Here is a 23,472-nt window from a genome sequence, read left to right as displayed (position 1 = left end):
AAAAAAGCTACTTATCAATAAGTAGCTTTTTTTATGAAATTGTAAAAAAGTTAATTTAAATCTTTGCAAAAATATTTACATAATATTTTTTTCCAGTAGCGGCATCTTGTCGGATTGATATTCCAAAATGTGTAAAATCACCTACTATGTTTTCTTTATGGCTTGGACTCTTTAACCAAGCGTCAAATGCTCCAGATGGCGTTTGATAATTATAAGCAATATTTTCTGAAACATTTCTTGCACCTAAAACTTTAATTATCTCATTGGATCTAGAAACAAAGTCATTATGATTAACAACATTATTTGCAATCATATATTTAGCATGTTCTTCAGACTTTAAAGAAATGAAGTTTATTTTTACAAGAGCATTTAATCCAATTGATTTTCTATAATTATTAACTAAATCTAGAGTTTCAATCTCATTAGCACTATAATTATAAACAGCTGAATTCTCAATTTCAGTTTTTGTATCTGAAAGGGTTGTTTCTTCAGGCTCAGTTGAGCAAGAGGTCAAAAATAACAGACCTAAAACAACAAACGACACTATTCGATTTGTAGTTTTCATGATAATGGTAGTTTAGGATTAAAGTAGATTTGGGAAAACTGCTTTAAATATTATTGGCTTTAATTATTATACAAATTTAATAATAACATCGGCAAACTACCAAATTTTATCGACGAACTACGTGATTATTAATCATTTATAGCTTAATTCTTATACTAAGGAGACAGTCTATTTATACTCCAAGAATAGTCTTCTTGGAGTACATATTGAATTCTGTCGTGCAAACGATTGGGTCTTCCTTGCCAAAACTCGACCTCGTGAGGAACAACTAAAAATCCGCCCCAAAAATCAGGTCTTGGGATTTCTTTTCCTTCAAATTTTCGTTCTAATTCTTTCAAGTTGTTTTCTAAAAAAGATCTTGATGGAATTACTTCACTTTGATTAGAAACGATTGCACCTAATTTACTTCCATCAGGTCTAGAATCAAAATAGCCATCAGAAACTATTTCACTTGTTTTTTGAGCACGCCCTTTGATTATAACTTGTCGTTCCATACTGTGCCAAAAAAAAGAAAGACAAACATTTGGATTTGCCGCTATTGCTCTCCCCTTTTGAGAATTATAATTAGTGTAAAAAACAAAACCTTCTTCATTAAATTTCTTCAATAAAACAACTCTAGATTTTGGAAATCCATCTAAACCAATGGTAGCAACAGTCATAGCATTAACTTCATCTACACCTCCAAAATCCTCTACTTCATGAAACCATCGGTTAAATAAATTAATAGGGTCTTCTGGAATAGAAGTCTCTAGTAATTCACTTTTATCATAGGACTTTCTGTAATTACTTAAATCTTTCATGGCTTTAAATTTTTAAAAAATATAACAAATTTAAAAAACATCCTTTGTAGTTTTTTAATGTCAAAAAATCTTAACTATATCTCAAAGGATTTTCCATCATCTGCCAATTGCACATTAGAAAAAACAGTTAAGGCTTCCTCTTTAAACGAAGAAATACTTTCGTATCGTGTAGAATAATGTCCCAATAGCAACGATTTAACATTTGCTTTTGACGCAATAGTCGCTGCTTGAATAGCCGTAGAATGCATCGTTTTAGCGGCCAATTGTGACTCACTTTCTAAAAAAGTACTTTCGTGATATAACAAATCTACTTCTTGTACTAAAGGAATTATTGACTCTGTATAAGCTGTGTCAGAACAAAAAGCATACGATTTTGTAGGCTCTCCTGGAAAAGTAAGCTGCTCATTGTCTATAACTTGTCCATTATCTAATGTAACAGTTCCTCCCTTTTTTATCTTTTTATAATAACAAACATCTATCGACAATTCTTTAATGGCATCAATGTTTAATTTTCTATCTCCTTCTTTCTCTCGAAATAAAAAGCCGTTGGTATATACTCTATGTTTTAATGGAATAGTGTGAACTGTTACTTTTTCATCTTCAAATATCAATTCACTTTCTTTGGCATCTAACTCATGAAAATGTATTTCATAATTGGTCCACGAGTGTGAAAGCTTTAATTGTAATTGAATAATTTCTTTCAAGCCTTTGGGACCATAGATATGCAAATCTGCCACTCTTGATAAAAGGGAGAAAGAAGAAATTAAACCTATAAGGCCATAAAAATGATCTCCGTGTAAATGAGAAATAAAAATATGACTGATTTTGGTAAACTTAACTTTGTTTTTACGAAGTTGTACTTGAGTTCCTTCACCGCAATCAATTAAAAAATACCTATTTTTTACTTCCAACAATTGAGCTGTTGGATTTGTAAAAGTTCGAGGTGTTGCAGCATAGCAGCCAAGTACGGTTAATTTCAAAGTTATGAATGTTGTTTTTAGATAAAATGTAATCTAATCTTGAGAAAGTTTTTATTAAAAGCCTAAATCTCTTTCAATTTCTTCCATTTCAATGATATCATTTGCTTCTAACAAAGAGGGAACTACAGTTATGGTTTGTGGAACCGCATTAAAATCAATAGCATCAGCAACAATAACCAATGACTTTTTAGCTTTTTTATGTGCTTTAGCCAAAGGCAAAAAAAGTTTTATTGAAGCAATATCGACTGTTTTATCATTGGATACATCCAAAATCAAATTAAAATCTTTGAAACTGGCATATTGATTTGTTACTTTTTCAATAAAAGTAGTTACAACACCTTCAGTATCTTTAATAGTTATTGTATGTCCTTTAGTATCTACTTTCATCTTATTGAATTTTTGAAGCTAATAAATAAATCACTGCCATTCGAATGGCTACTCCATTCTCTACCTGATTCAAAATAACAGATTGTTGAGAATCTGCCACATCAGAAGTAATTTCAACTCCACGATTGATAGGTCCTGGGTGCATAATTACAATCTCTTTACTTAACGAATCTAATAAATTTTTATCGACTCCATATTGTTGAGCATATTCTCGTGTAGAAGGGAAAAAGTTAACATCCATTCGTTCATTTTGCACTCTCAACATATTTGCTACATCACACCATTCTAACGCTTTACGTAAATCAGATTCAACTGTTACTCCAAGTGATTCAATATATCTAGGGATTAATGTTTTTGGTCCACAAACTTTAACTTCTGCACCTTGCATTTGCAAAGCATATATATTAGATAAAGCTACTCGCGAGTGTAAAATATCTCCAACAATAACTACTTTTTTTCCTCCTACATCACCTAATTTTTCTCTTATAGAATAACTATCTAACAACGCTTGTGTAGGATGTTCATGAGCACCATCTCCTGCATTTACGATACTTGCTTTTACATTTTTTGACAAAAAATAAGCAGCTCCCGGATTTGCATGACGCATAACAACCATATCCACCTTCATTGATAAAATGTTGTTAACGGTATCAATTAACGTCTCCCCTTTTTTAACAGAAGATTGAGCGGCAGAAAAACTAATTACATCTGCGGATAAACGCTTTTGAGCCAGCTCGAACGAAAGCTTGGTTCTTGTACTGTTTTCAAAAAAAATATTGGCTATGGTAATGTCTCGTAAAGAAGGAACTTTTTTGATGGGTCTATTGATAACTTCTTTAAAATGATCAGCTGTTTCAAAAATAAGGTCAATATCGTTTTTGGTGATATATTTAATTCCTAATAAATGATTTACGCTTAACTCGCTCATTTTTATATTTATTGATTATTATTGATTAAAAAAACACCATCTTCTCCTCCTTGTTCAGCCCAAGTAACTTTAACTTTTTCGTCATTAATTGCATCCACTTGACGACCGCGATAATCCGGCTGAATGGGTAAATCACGACTAAATCTTCTATCGATTAAGGTCAAAAGTTCAATACCTGAAGGTCTACCAAAGGACTGAATTGCAGTTAAAGCAGCTCTAATACTTCTTCCTGTATACAAGACATCATCAACAAAAATTACTTTTTTATTTTCGACCAAAAAATCGATTTGTGTAATATTAGCTTCCAAAGGTTTATCGGTTCTTCTAAAATCATCTCTAAAAAAAGTGATGTCTAAAAATCCTATTTTAATGTTTGCTACTTGGTAGTCGTTTTCTAAAATACTTTTTAAACGTTTGGCCAAAAATGTACCTCTAGGCTGAATTCCGATTAAGATGGTTTCAGAAAAGTCAAGATGTTTTTCGATTAATTGACAAGCCAAACGGTTAAGGATGATATTGACTTCTTTGGAAGTGAGCAATACTTTTTGATTCATGGTATAGTTTTGTTTGGTGTACAAATATACAAATTTCGATTTAGCTATAAACTAGGATTAGTGATAAAAGTAAATCTCCTATAAAAAAACCAAAGGCTTTTTAGATTGAGATTAAAACAAAAAAACCTTTCTTTCGAAAGGTTTTAATTAAATTATCGAGTATACATTTTAACTCTTAATTCTTGTATTTTATCGTCATCTAAGTATTCGTCAAATGTCATGTAACGGTCAATGGCTCCATTTGGTGTAAGCTCCACTACTCTATTACCAACAGTTTGTGCAAACTCGTGGTCATGAGTGGTAAAAATAACTGAACCTTTGTAGTTTTTTAATGAATTATTAAAAGCTGTAATAGACTCCAAATCTAAGTGGTTGGTTGGCTCATCTAACATTAAGATATTGGCGCGTTCCATCATCATTCTAGACAACATACAACGCACTTTCTCTCCTCCAGATAAAACTCTACTCGTTTTCAAAGCTTCTTCTCCAGAAAAAATCATTTTTCCAAGAAAACCTCTGATAAATACTTCATCACGCTCTTCTTCAGTTTTTGCATATTGACGTAACCAATCTACTAAAGTTAAATCATTTTCAAAGAAAGAATGATTCTCACTTGGTAAATAGGCTTGATTTGTTGTAACTCCCCAATCAAATTTTCCTGAATCTGCAACTTGATTACCATTCAAAATTTCATAAAAAGCAGTTGTTGCACGAGAATCTTTTGAAAAAAGTACAATTTTATCTCCTTTGGCCATATTCAAATCAACGCCTTTGAACAAAAGTTCTCCATCTACAGAAGCACTCAAATCTTGTACATTCAAAATTTGGTCACCTGCTTCACGGTCTTGATCAAAAATAATAGCAGGATAACGACGGCTTGAAGGTCTAATTTCAGAAATATTCAATTTCGAAATCATTTTTTTACGAGAAGTGGCCTGTTTTGATTTTGCAACGTTGGCACTGAAACGACGGATAAACTCTTCTAATTCTTGTTTCTTCTCCTCGGCTTTTTTGTTTTGTTGTGCACGTTGCTTTGCCGCTAATTGACTAGATTCGTACCAAAACGTATAGTTACCAGAATAATGACTAATTTTATTAAAATCAATATCTGAAATATGCGTACAAACTGCATCTAAAAAGTGTCTGTCGTGAGAAACTACAATTACGGTATTTTCATAATTAGCTAAGAAATTTTCTAACCAAGCAATAGTTTCAAAATCCAAGTCGTTGGTAGGCTCATCCATAATCAACAAGTCAGGATTTCCGAATAAAGCTTGTGCCAAAAGGACACGCACCTTCATTTTTCCTTCCAAATCGGCCATCAAAGTATAATGATTGTCTTCTGTAATACCAAGATTTGATAACATAGCAGCTGCATCAGAATCAGCATTCCATCCATTCATTTCTTCAAATTGCACTTGCAATTCTCCAATTCTATCAGCATTTTTATCGTTATAATCCAAATAAAGTTCGTCCATTTCTTTTTTGACAGCATACAAAACTTTATTACCCATCATCACCGTTTCAAGTACCGTATGTTCATCAAACATGTTGTGATTTTGGTTCAGAACTGACATTCTTTTTCCTGGTTCTAAATGAATATGTCCAGAAGTTGGGTCCATTTCACCAGAAATTATTTTTAAAAAGGTAGATTTTCCAGCACCATTGGCTCCGATTACTCCATAAACATTACCATGAGTAAATGTAGTGTTTACTTCGTCGAATAAAATTCTTTTACCAAATTGAACTGATAAATTATTAACTGTTAACATGAATTGCTTTTTTAAAAATTTTTTGCAAAAATACAAAAAAATACTGATTTAATTTTGCAGAAATAAATCAGTATTTTCGGAAACAATCTCGAGTTACTTAATTGACTTGTTTTACTTTATCAATTGCATCCACCATTCCGTTTTGGTTTTTATCCAATATCAATTCCCAAAACATGATGCCTCCAAGCTTCTTCTTGATAGCATATCTTGTTTTAACTCCTACTGATTTAAGGTCATCGCCAGTAGCAAACAATTGCTCTTTTTCGTTGTACCAATAAGGAGCTTGTGCTTTTTCATCCCAGAAATAGTTCCAACCTTTATCCTTGGTCAATTTGGTATCAAAATCTTTAAAATCTATTCCGTTTGTAGCGGCACCTGATTGATACAAACCGTTATTGATAGAAGCGACATCTTTCCAAATACGAGTATAAAAAGCCGCCCCAATAACAAGTTTTTTAGCTGGTAAACCCAACTTTAAAAGGTAGTCAACAGCTTTGTTTGTTGATTCGTCTTCTATTCTAGAACTATATAAAGGCGTATGGTGACCTGTTACGACGGCATAGCCGTTTACTAAATCATAGCTCATAATATTTACTCTATCTACCAACGGAATAATCGCTTTCCAATCTACAGCTTCTTTCAGGTACTTCATAAACCCTCCTGCGGCAAAACTCAATTGGTTTTTGGGACCTAAAGCTTCACGTAATGCAACTACAAGAGCCGTAAAATTAGACTTATCTTGGGGTTGAAATTTATGCCCTGGAAAACCTTCGATTGTAGGGTATTCCCAATCTAAATCTAATCCATCGCATTTAAAATAGGCATTTACTTCCTGTACAGATTTGGCAAAAACAGCAATTTTCTCAGCTGAATCAAAACCCTCAGAGCAAGGTTCGCAACCTCCCCAACCTCCTAGAGACAACATCACTTTTAGTTTTGGGTTTATTGATTTTAGAGAAACCAAATGCTTTATAGCTGCTGTGTCTTTAGCTGTATCTACATTTAACTTTCCTCCTTTTAAATGACAAAAACTATAAATAATATGAGTTAATTTTTTAACATCATAAGTATCGATTTGCTTATCATCGCCTGTATAGTAGCCAATAACAGAAAAATCTTTATGCCTTTGTGCCACAGCAAAAAAAGAAAACAAAAGGAAAATAATCAAAAATTTACAATCTTTCATCGATATTTTAATTTAAATTAAAGACACTACTATTTACAAAAAAACCTGGTAAAACTACCAGGTTTTCTAAATTAATTTCTCAAAAAACAATAACCAAATTGAAAAGAAATTAACACCAATTCAAGTATTAATAGAAACTAAATAAACCAAACTTAATCAAACTAAACACTATTAATAATTGAACGAATAATTATAATTCTACCATTTTTTTTAATCCTAAATAAACCGCCAATTCAACATCTGCGTGTGCTTTGGAGTTGCATTTTTCTAATAACTCTTTCGCTGTACCAGCGTTATAACTAGAATTCTTTTGCAACTTATAAAGCAATTGTTCTGAAATGTCTTGCAATGCTTTGGATAAAGGTAAAAGAGGTTGTACCAATGGCGCATTTTGACTTAATACCTCTAATTCTTTATGATTTTGTATCCATTTGTTCAAAAATAAAGCAATCTCTTTCTCTGACTTCACCTCTTTGTTCTTTACAAATTCTTCAACCAATCCATTAAAAACCAATGCATCTTCAGCATCTGGAGTACAAGCATCAGCAAACAAAGTAAAAGGAGAATACATTTGATATTCAGTACCGCCCGCATTACGAGAATAAATTTTCAAAGGTTCACAAACTGCTGAAAATGTTTGTAAAGCAGTTGTATTTTGATTGTTACTAATATTTCTCAACACCACTTCTTTATTGCGAATATGCGTAATTCCTAATTCTTCCAATCGAAATGAAATTGTTTTCAATCTTTTTCGCATACTTGCCAAATCAGTTACACTAGCATCAGACCAAAGTCTTTCAGCAATAGCTGCAGTTCTTGGCCAAATTCTAGAATCAATTGTCTCGGGAGTAACTAATTCGCTCCACATTGTAGCTTCTCCACCTAAAATTCTAGCTTTTTCTTCTGATGAAAGTGAAGTATTTTTAGGCATTGGATCATTCAAATAATGATTCTCAACTCCTTGAACCAAGTCCACATAAAAACCATTGGACAAAACTGTTTTATAACCATTTGTTGCCGCAGCTATCAATGAACTACCAGCTGCTACACCTTCGTTTGGTCCTTTCCACGAATGAATTATCGCCTCCTTAGACATATTCTTAGTCATAATTTCTTCCCAACCCATCAATTCTTTTTGATGCTTTTTTAACATTGGAATTAACTGCATTGTAAAATAAGTTTGCAATTCATGATTGTTGGCTAACTTATTTTTTTTCATAAATTCCTGAATCTTAGGATTAGCATCCCAATCTTTACCTTCGTTTTCATCACCACCAATGTGGAAATATTTCCCAGGAAACAATGGGCAAACTTCATCAAAAATTTCATTCAACAACTGGTACGTTCTTGGATTAGAAGGATCTAATGTTGGTGTAAAAATACCTGCATTTCTTTCTAAGGTATAAGTTACTAGACCAGATGCTTTCTGGGTAGTTTCAGAAGAGCCTTTATTTATCGTAACAACTTTACTTCCTATTTCTGGAAAAGCAGTCAAAATTGCAGAAGCATGACCTGGAACATCAATTTCAGGTACAATCAAAATACCTCTATCAGCAGCATATTTTACGATACCTTTAATTTCTTCTCGAGTGTAAAATAGACCATCAGAAGCTTTATCTGTAAGCACTTTATGCTTTTTCATTTCTATTCTCCAACCTTGATCGTCTACCAAATGCCAATGAAAAACATTCATTTTCATAGCAGCCATAGCATCTAAGTTTCTTTTAATAACATCAACAGGTTGAAAATGTCTTGCAGCATCAATCATTAGTCCACGCCAAGTAAAACGAGGCATATCTGTGATGGTTACGTTAGGAAAATAGAAAGAAGTAGCATTATTTTGAAGCAATTGCAAAAGAGTTTCCAATGCATGCATCGCTCCTAAATCTGAGGAAGCATTGATTGCAATAGTATTTGATTCAATAATCAATTGATAACTTTCATCTTCATACAAACCAATTTTGCCTGATTTTACACAATTAATTTGCAATTGTGCATTAGGAAATTCATTGGTTGCAGTTACAAAACCTTGCTTAAAAAACAACCCTGTTCTACCATCCAATCGTCTCAAAAAGTTAGAAGCTGCTACAAAAATTCTCGAATTAGGTTGCCCAGTAACATTTACTTTAAAAGATGAATTTAAAGCAAAATTTCCAGACTTTAATTCAATTTTTTGCGGCCAAGGCATTAAATTTAAAGACTCTTTACTGACTTGAGCAGTGGTCGATAATGTTATAAAAAACAGTATAAAAAGGTATTTCATAAGTGGTTTTGGTATATAAAATCTTCCATCAGGTGGTTAATCCTAATGTTGAGAAGAACCATTCGGCCGAATACACAACCGAATGGATTTTTAATTCTTAATAGTCAAATCGTTTAAATGCCTCGATGGCTTCATATTCTGCCAAACCTAAGTCATCGTATAATTTGGCTGTATTTTTATTGCGGTCTTCAGCGCGTACCCAAAATTCTCTTGAGTCATTACCTTGGAACATCACGCGATCTTTTTGAGATTGGTGAAATAAAATCGCTTGTCGTTTTAACAACACTTCGTCAGGGCTTAATGGAACAGCCATATCAATTTCGTGTAAATCCCATTCGTGCCAAGCACCTCTGTATAACCACAACCAACAATCTTTCATGTAAGGTTTGCCTTTTAATTGTTTTAAAGCGGCAAAAATGGCATTCAAACATACTTCGTGAGTTCCGTGTGGATCTGCTAAATCCCCTGCTGCAAAAACTTGATGTGGTTTAATTTTAGCGATGATATCAGCTACAATTTCAATATCTTCTGTTCCAAGAGGGTTTTTCTTTACTTGACCTGTTTCATAAAAAGGCAAATCCAAGAAGTGAACATTTTCATCTTTTAAACCGATGTAACGTACTGCAGCATACGACTCTCTTCTTCTAATTAATCCTTTTAATTTTCTAACTTCTAAAGAATCGATTTGATTGTCATTCTTGTTTTTTAAGAAATCAATTACGGCTTGGAAGTTGATTTTACTGCTATCTTCACCAACAAAATCATTACATACTTCGGCAAATTTTAAGGCCTCATCATCAGTTACCGCTATATTTCCAGACGTTTGATACACTACATGAACTTCATGTCCTTGTTTGATTAATTTAGCGAAAGTACCTCCCATAGAAATCACATCATCATCAGGATGAGGGCTAAATAAAATCACTCTCTTTTTAGCTGGATTAGCTCTTTCAGGTCGGTGTGCGTCATCAGCATTTGGTTTTCCTCCAGGCCAACCAGTAATGGTATGCTGCAACACATTGAACATGTTTATATTCAAATCATAAGCAGAACCTTCTTGCGCTAACAAGTCAGACATACCGTTGTTGTTGTAATCTCTATCGGTAAGTTTTAAAATAGACTGATTTGTTTTTTGGCACAACCAAACAATCGCTTTACTTTTTAGTTCTTGATTCCAAATACACTCCCCTACTAACCAAGGCGTTTCAAAACGAGTTAGTGCAGAAGCAGCCGATTGATCCAAAACAAATGTTGCGTTAGGATGATTTTGCAAAAAAGTCGCAGGTACTTCTGAACTAATCTCACCTTGAATGGTTCTTTTTATTACGTCCGCTTTATTTTGCCCCCATGCCAATAAAACGATACGTTTAGAACGCATAATGGTTGAAACTCCCATTGTAATTGCACGTTTTGGAACATTTGCAATTCCGTTAAAATCAGAAGATGCATCTACTCTAGTGATATGGTCCAAAGTTATTATTCTTGTTCCTGAATTGATATGTGATCCAGGTTCATTGAAACCAACGTGACCTGTACGTCCAATCCCTAACAGTTGAAAATCAAGACCTCCTGCATTTTTAATGTTCATTTCATAATCAATACAATATTGATTCAATTCATCGATTGCCACTGTTCCGTCTGGAATATGTACATTATCTGGATGAATATCAATATGATTGAAAAGATGTTGATGCATAAAATAATGATAGCTCTGCTTGCTTTCTTTATTCATTGGATAGTATTCATCCAAGTTAAAAGTAATCACATTTTTAAAGCTTAAGCCTTCTTCTTTATGCATACGAACCAACTCTTCGTATACTTTTATTGGTGAAGAACCTGTTGCAAGACCTAAAACACAGTTTTTGTTTTCTTCTTGTTTGATTCTGATCAAAGTGGCAATTTCTTCGGCTACAATTTTTGAGGCTTCAACTGAATTTTTAAAAATTTCGTTATGAATTTTTTCAAATCTAGTTTCTTCAAATTTACCAGCACTTTTGTAACTAATATCCGGTTTTATCTCTAAAGCATTTTTCATTGTACTATTATTTTTAATTCTATAAGTTCTTTTGGTTTTTTGCTAAATAATTGGTTGAAATATTTAAAAAAGGGGTTGAGTATTTTTTACATTTAATTTACTGATATATTTTGATTTATATCTTAAAAATACTCCTCTAATTTTAAATATACCTCAAATGTAGGCGTATTATTTGTGGCAAAAAAATAAAAAAAACAAACGGTCAGAGTTTATATACCAACGACATTATTTAGTCAATAAAGTGCGTTTCTGGTATGCATATTTGAGAAAATACAGTATTTATGTACCATAAATTTGTTTTTCTACTTCTTCTTAACCCTACCAAAAAAGGAAGAAAAAATTGCATAACTTATATGTTACAGCAAAATATAAATTATGCAATTTGTAATAAAAAGGAATAAGTAACTCTTACATTACTTATTCCCTTTTTTATAAAAACTAAAAGTTAGGTCCTGTAGTATCCCACCACAATCTTGTTCCACCTGTATCAGGCCCACCTAATTTTGCTACACCAGTAGCAACACCACCAGCATTACCATCTTTTTCAGATTGTACGAAGTTTACTCTACGTACACCTAAAGGAGTAGATATTTTTCCTCCACTAGTGTTTTTAAGCACCGGTAACAATTTTGGATAACCTGTTCTTCTGTACTCAGACCATGCTTCTTGTCCTTCTGGGAAACCAGCAATCCATTTTTGAGTGATAATTTTTTGCAATTTCACTTCATTAGAAGCAGCTGCGTCCCAAGCAACAGTTACTGTATTTAGTGCAGCTCCATTATTTACTGGGAAATTTGGATCCACATAATCTTTGGCTGTTTTAGTATTATCAGCAATGTAAGAAGCTACACCAGAAACTCCATGTTGAGCAAAAGAGTTTGTGATTCCTAATTCATACAAACTTTGAGCTGTTCCTCCCATATTCCATCCTCTTAATGCTCCTTCAGCTCTTAATAAATAAACTTCGGCGGTTGTCATTAATACAATTTCTTTAGAATTAACTATTGGTCCAATTTCAGAAAAATCTACGTGATCCGCTTTGGCTGCAATCTCGATACCTGTTCTAACACCTTTGAATTGACCAGGAAATTGTGCAGATGTTTTGAAGTAAACTGGAAGCCTTGGATCTTCATATCCTCCCATAATTGACTCCATATCTGCTGACATTCTGATATCACCCCAAGCACCACTAATAGTTGCTATTGGATTAGTAAAGTTTGGTGAAACTACTTTGAAAATATCATCATTTGTAGTCATCACACCGAATTTATGTGCCAATGCTTTCTCTGCTTCAGCTTTAGCCAAAGTTGGATTTTTCTTTACAATACGCATAGCTAGACGCAAACGCAAAGAGTTAGCAAACTTTACCCATTTCTTGTAATCTCCTTTGTATCCAGATAAATCTGTAGTGGTAAAAGTTGAAGCTTCTCCCGCATCTACTCTTTTCGTCAAATCAGTAACTGCAAAATCCAATTCTTTGAACATCAAATTGTATACTTCTTCTTGAGAATCGTATTCAATTGTTTTATCTGTTGTTCCAAATTTTGAATATACAATAGGACCATAGGTATCCGTAACTCTATGCATTCCCTCTACTTTCAAAATCAAAGCTAAAGCATAAAATTGATCATATTTTCCTTTGGCTTTTTGCTCTACTGAGTAAGCATTGTACATTACATCACCGTAAGCAGCACCCCAAGCAAAACCATTCCAACCATCTACTAAGTCATATGTAGTATTGTTTGTTCCTCCTCTAAAGGCAGTTCCTGTTGCCATATAACCAGACCAAATATCTCCCTGGAGACCTTGTTGAACTTGGTATTTCCATTCTGGAGTCAAAACAATAATGTTATTGAACATAGGAGCAAAGGCTCCTTTTATGTTGTTAAAATCTTGTTCATATTGCGCTTCAGTAATACCAGTCGGGTTGGTATTTATTTCCTCAAAATTGCTTGTGCAACTTACTGCTGCGAGTAAGGAAACACAAATAGCTGTTTTTTTAATTGTATTTAGTTTCATGTTTTTTTAATTAGAAAGTTACGTTTAAGTTAAGACCGATACTTCTTGTAGATGGCATTCCATAAACATCTATCCCTTGTAAACCTTCACCAGTACTTAATGAAATGTTTGGATCAAAAGGAGCATCTTTGTAGATAAATCCTAAGTTTCTAGCAATTAAAGACAAGCTTGCAGATTGTAAAAATGGTAATTTCTTAGTATTGAAAGTATATCCAATAGAAACCTCTCTTAAACTTACATTTGTAGCATCATATACATATTCTCCTGTTGCTCCTGCTCTACCACCAACTTGTTTGTAATAACTTTCTGCAGGATATTTACCTGAATAAGCTGTTCCGTTTGGATAAACCGCATTAATAGTAACACCACCTGCATTTCTAGCATCTCCTGTAGCTCTTGAAACACCAAACTCATCGTTTGTAGCTTCTGTCAAACTCATTACTTCACCACCAAATCTTGCATCAATCAACACATTTGCAAAGAAAGAACCAACTTTGAATGAGTTAGAAAAACCTAACATAAAATCAGGATTAGCGTTTCCTACTTCTTCAAATTCTGTTTTTTGAATGGTTCCGTCAGCATTTAATAGTACTCTACCTTGTGCATCTTTTTTAATGTTAACACCTTCAATCACACCAAAAGGTCTTCCTTGTTGTAAAACATATCTGTAGTTATTCACTCCAGCTTCTGTCAAAATTACTTTTCCTCCTAATTCGGCAGGAATTTCTTCTACTCTATTTGTGTTTTTAGAATAGTTAACGGTTGCATCCCAAGAGAATTTATCTCCTTTTATGATTTTTCCAGTAACTACAGCTTCAAATCCTTTATTAGAAATACTTCCTGCATTAATTCCGTAATATTTAACTCCTTGTGCATTTGTTGGCGGAGCCAAAACTTGCAAGTATTGGTTTTTTGTTTTAGAATCGTAGTAAGACAATTCAAAACCTAAACGGCTGTCAAACATTCTCCACTCTGTACCAATTTCAATCTCAGATTTTAATTCAGGACGTAAAGAAGTTCCTGGTTGTGGAGCTACTGTTGCTGGCTTATTACCTTCAGCTGTAAAACCATAAGTTGGTGATGTTACGAAAGGAAAAATATCATTACCTACTTGAGCATAAGTTGCACGAACTTTACCGTAATTAATAAAATCTGGCATTTTTACCATTTCGCTAAGAATAGCTGTTACCCCAACAGATGGATAGAAAAACCCTGTATTATCAGTATTTGCCAATGTTGATGACCAGTCATTTCTAGCAGCTAAGTCTAAGAATAACATCTCTTTGTAACCTAAAGTTGTAGCCGCAAAAACAGATTGTACTTCTTTTCTTGAGTCAACTGTTTGTAAATTCAAGGCATTATTTACAAAGTTTCCTAAGGTAAACCAGTTAGCGATTTGCAAACCTCCACCAATTCCAGAATCTAATGTCGTTCTTTTGTTTGCCATAGTATTGGTTATACTTGTACCAATGTTAGCATTAAAAGTAAAATCATCATTGAATTTTGTATTGATAGTAGCAATCAAATCACCGTAACGTTGAGTACTTAGGTTGTTTACATCAATATATCTACCATTGATATGAGATAGCGTTCCTTGAGTAGTTGCGAAAATTTCTTTTGTAAATCCGCTTTCAATTCTATTATAACTATATCTAGCTGCAATAGACAACCAATCCGTAGCTTTATAATCTAAAGCTAAATTACCATTGAAAAATTGATTAGTATCTTCTGATTGATTTCTGTTGATTCCCCAAAAAGGATTTTGCATGATATCTCTATCGGTCATCCAATTTTGAACATACATGTTTCTAACTGGATCAAATACTTCAAAATTCTTTTTGTAATCGTTAAAATCATTCCCTCTTGGCATTAAGTAAACACCTGTCAATGGGTTAAAGTACAAACCATTCACAGGTCTATTGTTTACTGTTCTTGTTGTGTAGTTTGCATTAGCTGCAACAGTTAACTTATCAAACAATTTACCAGATTGACGGAAACCAAAGTTGTTTTGTTTCAAACCATTTCCAGGAATAATCCCAGATGCTGTTGTATTTGCATAAGACAATGAAGTCGAAGCTACATCAGAAGCTGTAGTAAAGTTCACGGAAGAAATTTGAGTACTTCCAGTTTCAAAAAAACCTTTTACGTGATCGTTAACTTTTTGTTTTGCTCCCCAAGTTTCCTCACCACCAGCAACAGCTGCATAATCACTTTGGAATTTTGGCAAAAATGCCGCAGACTCAAAAGTTGTTACAGAAGAAGCTTTTAATTGTGATTTTCCTTGTTTAGCTTTTTTAGTTGACAACAACACAACACCATTTGCTCCTTGTGAACCATACAATACAGAAGCCGCTGCACCTTTCAATACAGTCATTCCTTCATAATCATCAGGGTTAATTAAAGAAACTACGTCGCCACCATCACGGTTACCTCCAGCAGTATCACCAAAAGCATTATTTGGTTGTCCTGAAGTACCATTGTACAATGGAATACCATCAATAACATATAATGGTTGGTTGTTGCTTACAGAAGAGTTACCACGAATAACTACTTTAGTAGAACCTCCAGTACCACCAGAACTTCTAGTTACAGCAACACCAGCAATTTTACCAGCTACAGTATTAATAATGTTAGCATCTTTTACTCTTGTAAATTCTTCGCCTTTTAACTCTTGAGCGGCATAAGTAATCGATTTTCTAGTTTTCTTAATACCTAATGAAGTTACTACTACTTCACTTAATGCAGTTGTAGAACCACTTTTTAAGATTACTTTAATAGTATCTTCATCACCTACTACCACCGATTTAGATTCGTAACCTAAATAAGAAATTACTAAAGTCTTACCTACACTTACTTGGATAGCAAAACTACCATCAAAATCGGTAGTGGTTCCTTTGGACTCTCCTTGCACTTGTACATTTGCAGAAGGAATTGGTGCACCACTGGCATCAACTACCGTTCCTTTGAGCGTTTTTACTTGCGCAAATGAGAGTTGCGAAGCAAAAATAATCATAACGATTAATAAAATTTGTTTCATTTTTTTAAATGTATTTGTTAGTTATGATGTAAACTTATCCTTAAGGGTTTGTTAAAAAAAATAAATTATACCAACAGTAACTTTTTTTAAACGAACGACATCTTTTGTTCAATAATATGTTTTGCGAAAACGTTTTCTTGTTTTGTAATTTATTAGCTTTTCTATTTTTACTTCCTTTTTTACTCGAAAAAGCTTGTTTTTATTGACAAAATGATTAAAGTTGCATGTTCAAATAAAAAATGACAAAAGTAATCATCATAATACTTTCCAACCATAAATTTGTATGAGTAAAATAAAAGACATGAATTTCGATATCAAAATCCAGAATCATTTTTGGTTTTGGGGATTGTACTTTTTATTAAATTTTCTGCGTTGGGGAGCCTACTTTAATGATTATGAGTATTCGTTTAAATCTAACCTAATAGAATTTGCTTTGCACATTCCATTAGTATACTTCAATCTATTCGTATTGGTTCCAAGATTGGTTTTGAAATCAAAATACTCACTCTATACTTTAGCACTCTTAATTAGTTTAGGTTGTATTTATATTTTAAAAACGGGGTTGACTTATTTTTTAATTTCAAAAAATATTTGGCCAGAAGCCAACAGAGATTATCAACCGTTCGAAATCAATCATATTCTAGCTGTTTGTATAGGAGAACTATATGTCTTAGCTATGGCATCATCTGTATACCTAACACTAACTTGGCTTAGAGAACGAGAGAGAAACAGAATATTAAGAGAAAACCAATACAAAATCAAGCTAGAGTATTTGAAAAATCAAATTCAACCCCACTTTTTCTTTAATACCTTAAATAACCTGTATGCCCTTTCTCTTGAAGCATCTGATAAAGTTCCCAATGTAATTATAAAATTATCGCATTTGATGGAGTATGTTCTTTATAAAATTGAAGGCACTAAATTTGTTCCTTTGATAAAAGAACTAGACTATATTCACAATTATATCGAAATAGAAAAATTACGTTTTGAAAACGCAACAGTGTTTATTAATCTCGAATCCAACATTGACCAAGTAAGTGTTCCTCCATTATTATTAATTTCTTTGATTGAAAATGCTTTCAAACACGGAGGAATCAACAATAAGGACTTAAAAATTAAAATCAATTGCAAAGTTAGCTCTCAAAATACTCTTGATTTTGAAATAATAAATAATTTTGTACTTTCACAACATGAAAAATCAAAAAAAGGTATTGGGTTAACCAATACCAAAGAAAGATTGAATTTAATATTTAAAAACGATTATCAATTAAGCCATCAAGTCAAGTTTAATTTCTACATAATTCGTTTACAAATCCCTATAAGCAATGAAGATTAAGTGTGTATTGATTGATGATGAACCATTAGCGATTAAAGTCTTATTAAACTATTTTCAAAATTTTCCCGAGTTTGAAATCATTGCTACTTTTAATAATTCTATTGAGGCACTTGACTTTTTGAACAACAATACAGTAGATGCCTTATTTCTTGACATTAATATGCCTTTAATGTCGGGTTTTGAATTGATTCAATTGTACAAAAACAAATCGAATACCAAAATTATAATCACCACTGCCTTTAGAGAATTTGCTGCTGAAAGTTATGATTTAGACGTTTTAGATTACTTAGTTAAACCAATACCATTACCACGTTTTATAAAATGTATTTCGAAAATAACTGGTGAGTTTCAAAACCGAATGATTTCAAAACAAGATAATCACCGTGTTGAACCCCACATTTTTATCAAAGTCGATAAGAAAATGGTTAAGATTAACATTGATGAAATTCTTTTTATTGAGGGAATGAAAGAATACATTAAAGTAGTAACTCCAGAAAAAACTTATATTACACACAAATCCCTTTCTTCATTGACTGAAGAACTCCCTGAAGAACGTTTTATTCGTATTCACAAATCCTTCACTATAGCCTTAGATAAAGTAAAAACTATTGAAGGAAATAGAATACAAATTACTTCCTATACATTACCAATTGGCAGAAATTATAGTAAAGAAGTGAAGAGTAAGATTTTAGATTAAATTCCCTCTCATATTTAAAATAGAAAATTAGCATTTTGTAGAAAAAAACAGGCTGTTGGTTTAAAAGTAACGATTTTTCATCGAAATAATTTTTTTATCTGTTAGTTAAGAAATACATTTACGGTATTGCAGCAACAATTATTTTACTAACCTATTAATTAAATTTAAATTATGAATTCTGAAAATTTAAAAACCAATTGGGGGCAATTTATTCCCCTAGTAACTGTCTTCTTTTTTTGGGGGTTTGTCGCTGCAAGTAATGACATTCTAATCCCTGTTTTTAAAACCGCATTTAATTTATCACAAGGCGAAAGCCAATTAGTTGCTTTTGCATTTTATATTGCTTACACCGTAGGTTCATTAATCTATATGGGAATTTCCCTAGCGATTAAAGAAGATTTAGTAAACAAAATCGGCTATAAAAATGGTTTATCATTAGGACTATTAATCTCTGCTTTAGGTACACTTCTATTTTATCCAGCAGCAAATACAGGTTCTTTCCCTTTAATGCTTGCAGGTCTTTTTATTGTTGGTTTAGGTTTTTCATTGCAACAAACTGTTGCCAATCCACTTGCGATTGCTTTAGGTCCAATTTCAACAGGCTCACAACGTCTTACTTTAGCGGGAGGTATAAACAATTTCGGTACAACAATAGGGCCGCTTATTGTTAGTTTTGCCATTTTTGGTTCAAGTGCAAATGCCAATACAAGTGCAAGCATAGAAAGTGTAAAAATTCCTTATTTAGTGCTAGGAGTTGCCTTTTTATTAGTGGCAATACTTCTTAAATTTTCATCTTTACCAGACAAACCAGCTTTGGTTGAAGAAACAGAAGCTCACGATGGAGTTCCTGCAAAAAAATCAGCTTTACAATACCCTCAGTTAGTAATGGGTATGATTGCTATTTTCTTGTATGTAGGTGTCGAAGTTTCTACAGCAAGTAACTTACCAGCTTATATGGAAAGTAAATTAGGCTTTTTAACGAAAGATGTAGCACCATATATCTCTTTATATTGGGCGAGTTTGATGATTGGTCGTTGGACAGGAGCGGTTGAAGCTTTCACTGACAATATGAGTTGGCAAAAAATATTGCGATTTATTGCTCCATACCTAGCTTTTGGTGTGTTTTTAGGAGTTAACGCAATTGCAAAACACGACTTAACTCCTTTTTACGTTTACGGATTAGTAATTTTGGTTTTAATTGCTGCTGATATGGCTAGTAAAGGAAACCCAGCTAGAATGTTATTAATTTTTTCAACGCTTGGAATCATAGCGACAGGAATAGGAATGACAACAAGTGGAATGGTAAGTGTTTACGCTTTCACAAGTGTTGGTTTATTTTGTAGCACCTTATGGCCTTGTATCTTTACATTAGCAGTAAGTGGACTTGGAAAAAACACTAGCCAAGGAAGTAGTTTCTTGATTATGATGATTATGGGTGGTGGTTTTATCAGTGTGTTACAAGGTAAAGTAGCTGAAGGAATCGGAATACAAGAAAGTTATATTGTTGGAATTCTATGTTTTGCTTACTTAGCTTTTTATGCTTGGAGAGTAAGCGGAATCCTTAGAGCCCAAGGTATTGATTTCGATAAAAAAATAGCTGGAGGACATTAATTTGTCTATTAAATTTTTCAAAAAAAATCTCATTCTTTGCTGAATGAGATTTTTTTTTGAGGATTATACAATTTAAAGCTAAATGTACTTCTTCAATTCATCTGCTTGAATATCGCTATGAGAGGCATCATAGACTACCTTCCCTTCTTTAATAAAAAGAAGTTGTGGTGATTGATGTATAATTCCAAAGCGACTTGCAATTTCATTTGAAATATCCCTGAACTCCAACAGGTCCAGAAAATAAGGATCGATTTGGTTATGCAAATCAAATTCATTTTCAAATTGCTTTAATGCAAACCTACTAATACTACAACGTGTGCTATGCTTAAAGATTAGAACTGGTTTTTCATTTGATAAAGCAATTATTTCATCCAATTGCCCCATCAATTGCAATGGAATCCAATTGACGCCGCTAAGCTTTTCTTTTTTTTCATCAGAACTACCAAAAATGGAATTAAATAGGCTCATATTGTCTCTTTTTATGACTTTTTGTCGTTAAATATTTTGAAAATTAATTAAAAATAGGTCAAAATGTCGTTGATTTTATATTGGAATACCATTTGACGTCTACTCAACAAAATTAGCTAATAAATAGTTATTAATCATCAAATCTACCAATCATGAATAGTAATAAATTTACAATCAAATCCCAAGAGGCAATTCAGCACTCACAACAACTGGTGCAAAGTCTAGGGCAACAACAAATAGAAAATGAGCACATCTTCAAAGCAATTTTTGAAGTTGATGAAAATGTAGCACCATTTATTTTAAAAAAACTACAAGTAAACGTTCCGCTATTTCTTCAATTATTGGATAGCGTTATAAAGAATTTCCCAAAAGTTTCTGGAGGTGAAATTCAATTGTCTAGAAGTGCCAACACCGCACTCAACGAGGCTGAAATTATTGCTAAGAAAATGAATGATGAATTCGTTGCAATAGAACATTTACTAATTGCAATTTTTAACACAAAAAGTAAAGTAGCGCAAATTTTAAAAGACCAAGGAGTAACTGAAAAAAACTTAAAAGCTGCAATTGATGAATTACGAAAAGGTGAAAGAGTAACCTCTGCTTCTGCAGAAGAAACCTATAATTCTTTGAATAAGTATGCAAAAAACCTAAATGATTTAGCCAGAAACAGCAAACTCGACCCTGTTATTGGTCGTGATGAGGAAATACGTCGCGTACTTCAAATTTTAACAAGAAGAACCAAAAACAATCCTATGCTCGTAGGAGAACCTGGTGTAGGTAAAACTGCTATTGCCGAAGGTCTTGCACATCGAATTGTTGCAGGTGACGTCCCAGAGAATTTAAAAGATAAAATCATTTTCTCACTTGACATGGGTGCTTTAATAGCAGGTGCTAAATATAAAGGTGAATTTGAAGAACGTCTAAAATCTGTGGTCAAAGAAGTGATATCTTCTGAAGGTGATATCGTTTTATTTATCGACGAAATTCATACTCTTGTAGGTGCTGGAGGTGGCGAAGGAGCAATGGATGCCGCTAATATTTTAAAACCTGCATTAGCACGTGGAGAACTTCGCGCTATTGGAGCCACGACTTTAGACGAATACCAAAAATATTTTGAAAAAGACAAAGCATTAGAACGACGTTTTCAGAAAGTAATGGTTGAAGAACCCGATACGGAGAGTGCTATTTCTATCCTGAGAGGTATTAAAGAAAAATATGAAACGCACCATCAAGTACAAATTAAGGATGAAGCAATTATAGCATCAGTAGAACTATCACAACGATACATTACCAATCGTTTTTTACCAGATAAAGCTATTGATTTAATGGACGAAGCTGCTTCTAAACTACGTATGGAAATTAATTCTAAGCCAGAAGAACTTGATGTTTTGGACCGTAAAATAATGCAACTTGAAATTGAAATTGAAGCAATTAAAAGAGAAAAAGATGAGAGCAAACTAAAAGTTTTGGGATTGGATTTAGCCAATCTAAAAGATGAACGAAACGAAATTTTTGCCAAATGGAAATCTGAAAAAGACATTGTAGATAGTATTCAATTTACAAAAACTGAAATCGAAAACTTTAAATACGAAGCCGAACGTGCTGAACGAGAAGGTGATTATGGCAAAGTTGCAGAAATTAGATATGGAAAAATTAAAGAAGCACAAGAGAAATTATCCGAACTTACGCATCAATTGCAAGAGAATCAATCTGGAGGAACTTCATTAATTAAAGAAGAAGTAACTCGCGAAGATATTGCAGAAGTTGTTGCAAAATGGACAGGCATACCCGTTGTAAAAATGCTCCAAGGTGAAAGAGAAAAACTTTTAAAACTCGAAGATGAATTACACAAAAGAGTTGTTGGACAAGAAGAAGCTATTGAAGCTGTAAGTGATGCAGTTCGCAGAAGCCGAGCAGGACTTCAGGATATGAAAAAACCCGTAGGTACTTTTCTCTTTTTGGGAACTACAGGAGTAGGAAAAACAGAATTAGCAAAAGCTTTAGCTGAGTATTTATTCGATGATGAAAATGCCATGACTAGAATTGATATGAGTGAATACCAGGAACGTCATAGCGTGAGCAGATTAGTGGGAGCGCCTCCAGGCTATGTAGGATATGACGAAGGTGGACAATTGACAGAAGCTGTTCGTAGAAAACCCTATTCAGTTATTTTGTTAGACGAAATTGAAAAAGCTCATCCAGATACATTCAACATTCTACTTCAAGTGTTAGACGAAGGTCGATTGACTGACAACAAAGGGCGTTTGGCTGATTTTAAAAACACAATTATTATCATGACCTCAAATATGGGTAGTCAAATCATTCAAGATAAATTTGAAAACTTAAAAGGAAGTATTGATGCAGCCACAGAAGCCGCCAAAATTGAAGTGTTAGGTTTGTTAAAACAAACAGTCCGTCCTGAATTTATCAATCGAATTGATGAAATTGTAATGTTCACGCCATTAACAAGTGCAAATATTGCACAAATTGTAAGTTTTCAATTAAAATCAGTGACTAAAATGTTAGCACAACAAGGGATTGTTATGGACGCTACTCCGGAAGCAATTGTTTACTTGTCCGAAAAAGGATATGACCCACAATTTGGAGCAAGACCTGTAAAACGTGTTATTCAACGTGAAGTTCTCAATGAACTTTCAAAGGAGATTCTATCAGGAAAAATTACTGCTGATAGCATCATTTTAATTGATGCTTTTGATGGTAAATTAGTTTTTAGAAATCAAAGTGAATTAGTTAGTTAATTTCTAATTTATTTGAAAACAACCCTTTTAGAACTCAAAAATCTGAAAGGGTTGCTTCTTTAAAAGTAAGTATGT

The 23,472-nt window shown here is 33.2% G+C and carries 17 protein-coding genes; 4 read left to right on the top strand and 13 right to left on the bottom strand.

Translation table 11 applies throughout. The features are described from left to right. Nucleotides 1-55: 55 nt before the first annotated feature. From ACSVH9_RS14695 to ACSVH9_RS14640, 12 genes are all read right to left on the bottom strand, one after another. The gene (locus ACSVH9_RS14695; protein ID WP_438064364.1) at nt 56-565 is read right to left on the bottom strand and encodes a CAP domain-containing protein; all 510 of its coding nucleotides are present in this window, start codon (nt 563-565) and stop codon (nt 56-58) included. A gap of 155 nt (nt 566-720) precedes the next feature. Then, nucleotides 721-1,365, bottom strand: coding sequence for a pyridoxamine 5'-phosphate oxidase (pdxH, locus tag ACSVH9_RS14690; RefSeq protein WP_438064363.1), 645 nt, complete (start codon nt 1,363-1,365; stop codon nt 721-723). A 74-nt stretch (nt 1,366-1,439) separates the two neighbouring features. After that, nucleotides 1,440-2,345, bottom strand: coding sequence for a ribonuclease Z (locus ACSVH9_RS14685; RefSeq protein ID WP_438064362.1), 906 nt, complete (start codon nt 2,343-2,345; stop codon nt 1,440-1,442). A 54-nt stretch (nt 2,346-2,399) separates the two neighbouring features. Beyond that, a complete protein-coding gene (locus ACSVH9_RS14680; RefSeq protein WP_078212745.1) occupies nt 2,400-2,732 on the bottom strand; it encodes a ribonuclease Z in 333 nt (110 codons plus the stop codon). 1 nt (nt 2,733) lies between these two features. Beyond that, entirely contained in the window at nt 2,734-3,660 is a 927-nt protein-coding gene (locus ACSVH9_RS14675; protein ID WP_024982693.1) for an aspartate carbamoyltransferase catalytic subunit, read from the bottom strand. Between the two features lie 8 nt (nt 3,661-3,668). Continuing rightward, entirely contained in the window at nt 3,669-4,214 is a 546-nt protein-coding gene (gene pyrR / locus ACSVH9_RS14670; protein WP_024982694.1) for a bifunctional pyr operon transcriptional regulator/uracil phosphoribosyltransferase PyrR, read from the bottom strand. A 152-nt stretch (nt 4,215-4,366) separates the two neighbouring features. Continuing rightward, nucleotides 4,367-5,986, bottom strand: coding sequence for an ABC-F family ATP-binding cassette domain-containing protein (locus ACSVH9_RS14665; RefSeq protein WP_438064361.1), 1,620 nt, complete (start codon nt 5,984-5,986; stop codon nt 4,367-4,369). Between the two features lie 97 nt (nt 5,987-6,083). Then, nucleotides 6,084-7,172, bottom strand: coding sequence for a glycoside hydrolase family 18 protein (locus ACSVH9_RS14660; protein WP_438064360.1), 1,089 nt, complete (start codon nt 7,170-7,172; stop codon nt 6,084-6,086). A gap of 190 nt (nt 7,173-7,362) precedes the next feature. After that, entirely contained in the window at nt 7,363-9,435 is a 2,073-nt protein-coding gene (locus ACSVH9_RS14655) for a beta-N-acetylhexosaminidase (RefSeq protein ID WP_438064359.1), read from the bottom strand. Nucleotides 9,436-9,532: 97 nt separating this feature from the next. Continuing rightward, nucleotides 9,533-11,470, bottom strand: coding sequence for a glucosamine-6-phosphate deaminase (gene nagB / locus ACSVH9_RS14650; RefSeq protein WP_438064358.1), 1,938 nt, complete (start codon nt 11,468-11,470; stop codon nt 9,533-9,535). Between the two features lie 438 nt (nt 11,471-11,908). Further along, nucleotides 11,909-13,489, bottom strand: coding sequence for a RagB/SusD family nutrient uptake outer membrane protein (locus ACSVH9_RS14645; RefSeq protein WP_438064357.1), 1,581 nt, complete (start codon nt 13,487-13,489; stop codon nt 11,909-11,911). A 10-nt stretch (nt 13,490-13,499) separates the two neighbouring features. Continuing rightward, entirely contained in the window at nt 13,500-16,526 is a 3,027-nt protein-coding gene (locus tag ACSVH9_RS14640) for a SusC/RagA family TonB-linked outer membrane protein (RefSeq protein ID WP_438064356.1), read from the bottom strand. A 283-nt stretch (nt 16,527-16,809) separates the two neighbouring features. Here ACSVH9_RS14640 and ACSVH9_RS14635 point away from each other — a divergent pair, with 283 nt between their 5' ends. The 3 genes from ACSVH9_RS14635 (at nt 16,810) to ACSVH9_RS14625 (ending at nt 20,170) form a co-directional block, all read left to right on the top strand. Then, entirely contained in the window at nt 16,810-17,862 is a 1,053-nt protein-coding gene (locus tag ACSVH9_RS14635; protein WP_438064355.1) for a sensor histidine kinase, read from the top strand. Next, the gene (locus tag ACSVH9_RS14630) at nt 17,852-18,559 is read left to right on the top strand and encodes a LytR/AlgR family response regulator transcription factor (RefSeq protein WP_438064354.1); all 708 of its coding nucleotides are present in this window, start codon (nt 17,852-17,854) and stop codon (nt 18,557-18,559) included. Before ACSVH9_RS14635 ends, ACSVH9_RS14630 begins: the two co-directional genes overlap by 11 nt. A gap of 171 nt (nt 18,560-18,730) precedes the next feature. Then, nucleotides 18,731-20,170: an MFS transporter gene (locus ACSVH9_RS14625; RefSeq protein WP_438064353.1), complete on the top strand. Its 1,440-nt coding sequence runs from the start codon at nt 18,731-18,733 to the stop codon at nt 20,168-20,170. Between the two features lie 78 nt (nt 20,171-20,248). Here ACSVH9_RS14625 and ytxJ read toward each other — a convergent pair whose 3' ends face one another. After that, a complete protein-coding gene (gene ytxJ, locus ACSVH9_RS14620; protein WP_438064352.1) occupies nt 20,249-20,638 on the bottom strand; it encodes a bacillithiol system redox-active protein YtxJ in 390 nt (129 codons plus the stop codon). Between the two features lie 152 nt (nt 20,639-20,790). Here ytxJ and clpB point away from each other — a divergent pair, with 152 nt between their 5' ends. Next, a complete protein-coding gene (gene clpB, locus ACSVH9_RS14615) occupies nt 20,791-23,397 on the top strand; it encodes an ATP-dependent chaperone ClpB (protein ID WP_438064351.1) in 2,607 nt (868 codons plus the stop codon). The last annotated feature ends 75 nt before the right edge of the window (nt 23,398-23,472 follow it).

It is taken from the genome of Flavobacterium sp. RSSB_23, from assembly GCF_051547145.1.
Taxonomy (GTDB): Bacteria; Bacteroidota; Bacteroidia; order Flavobacteriales; family Flavobacteriaceae; genus Flavobacterium.
The sequence above is the reverse complement of the archived record's forward strand: the minus strand, read 5'-3'. Positions and strand labels throughout refer to the sequence as shown.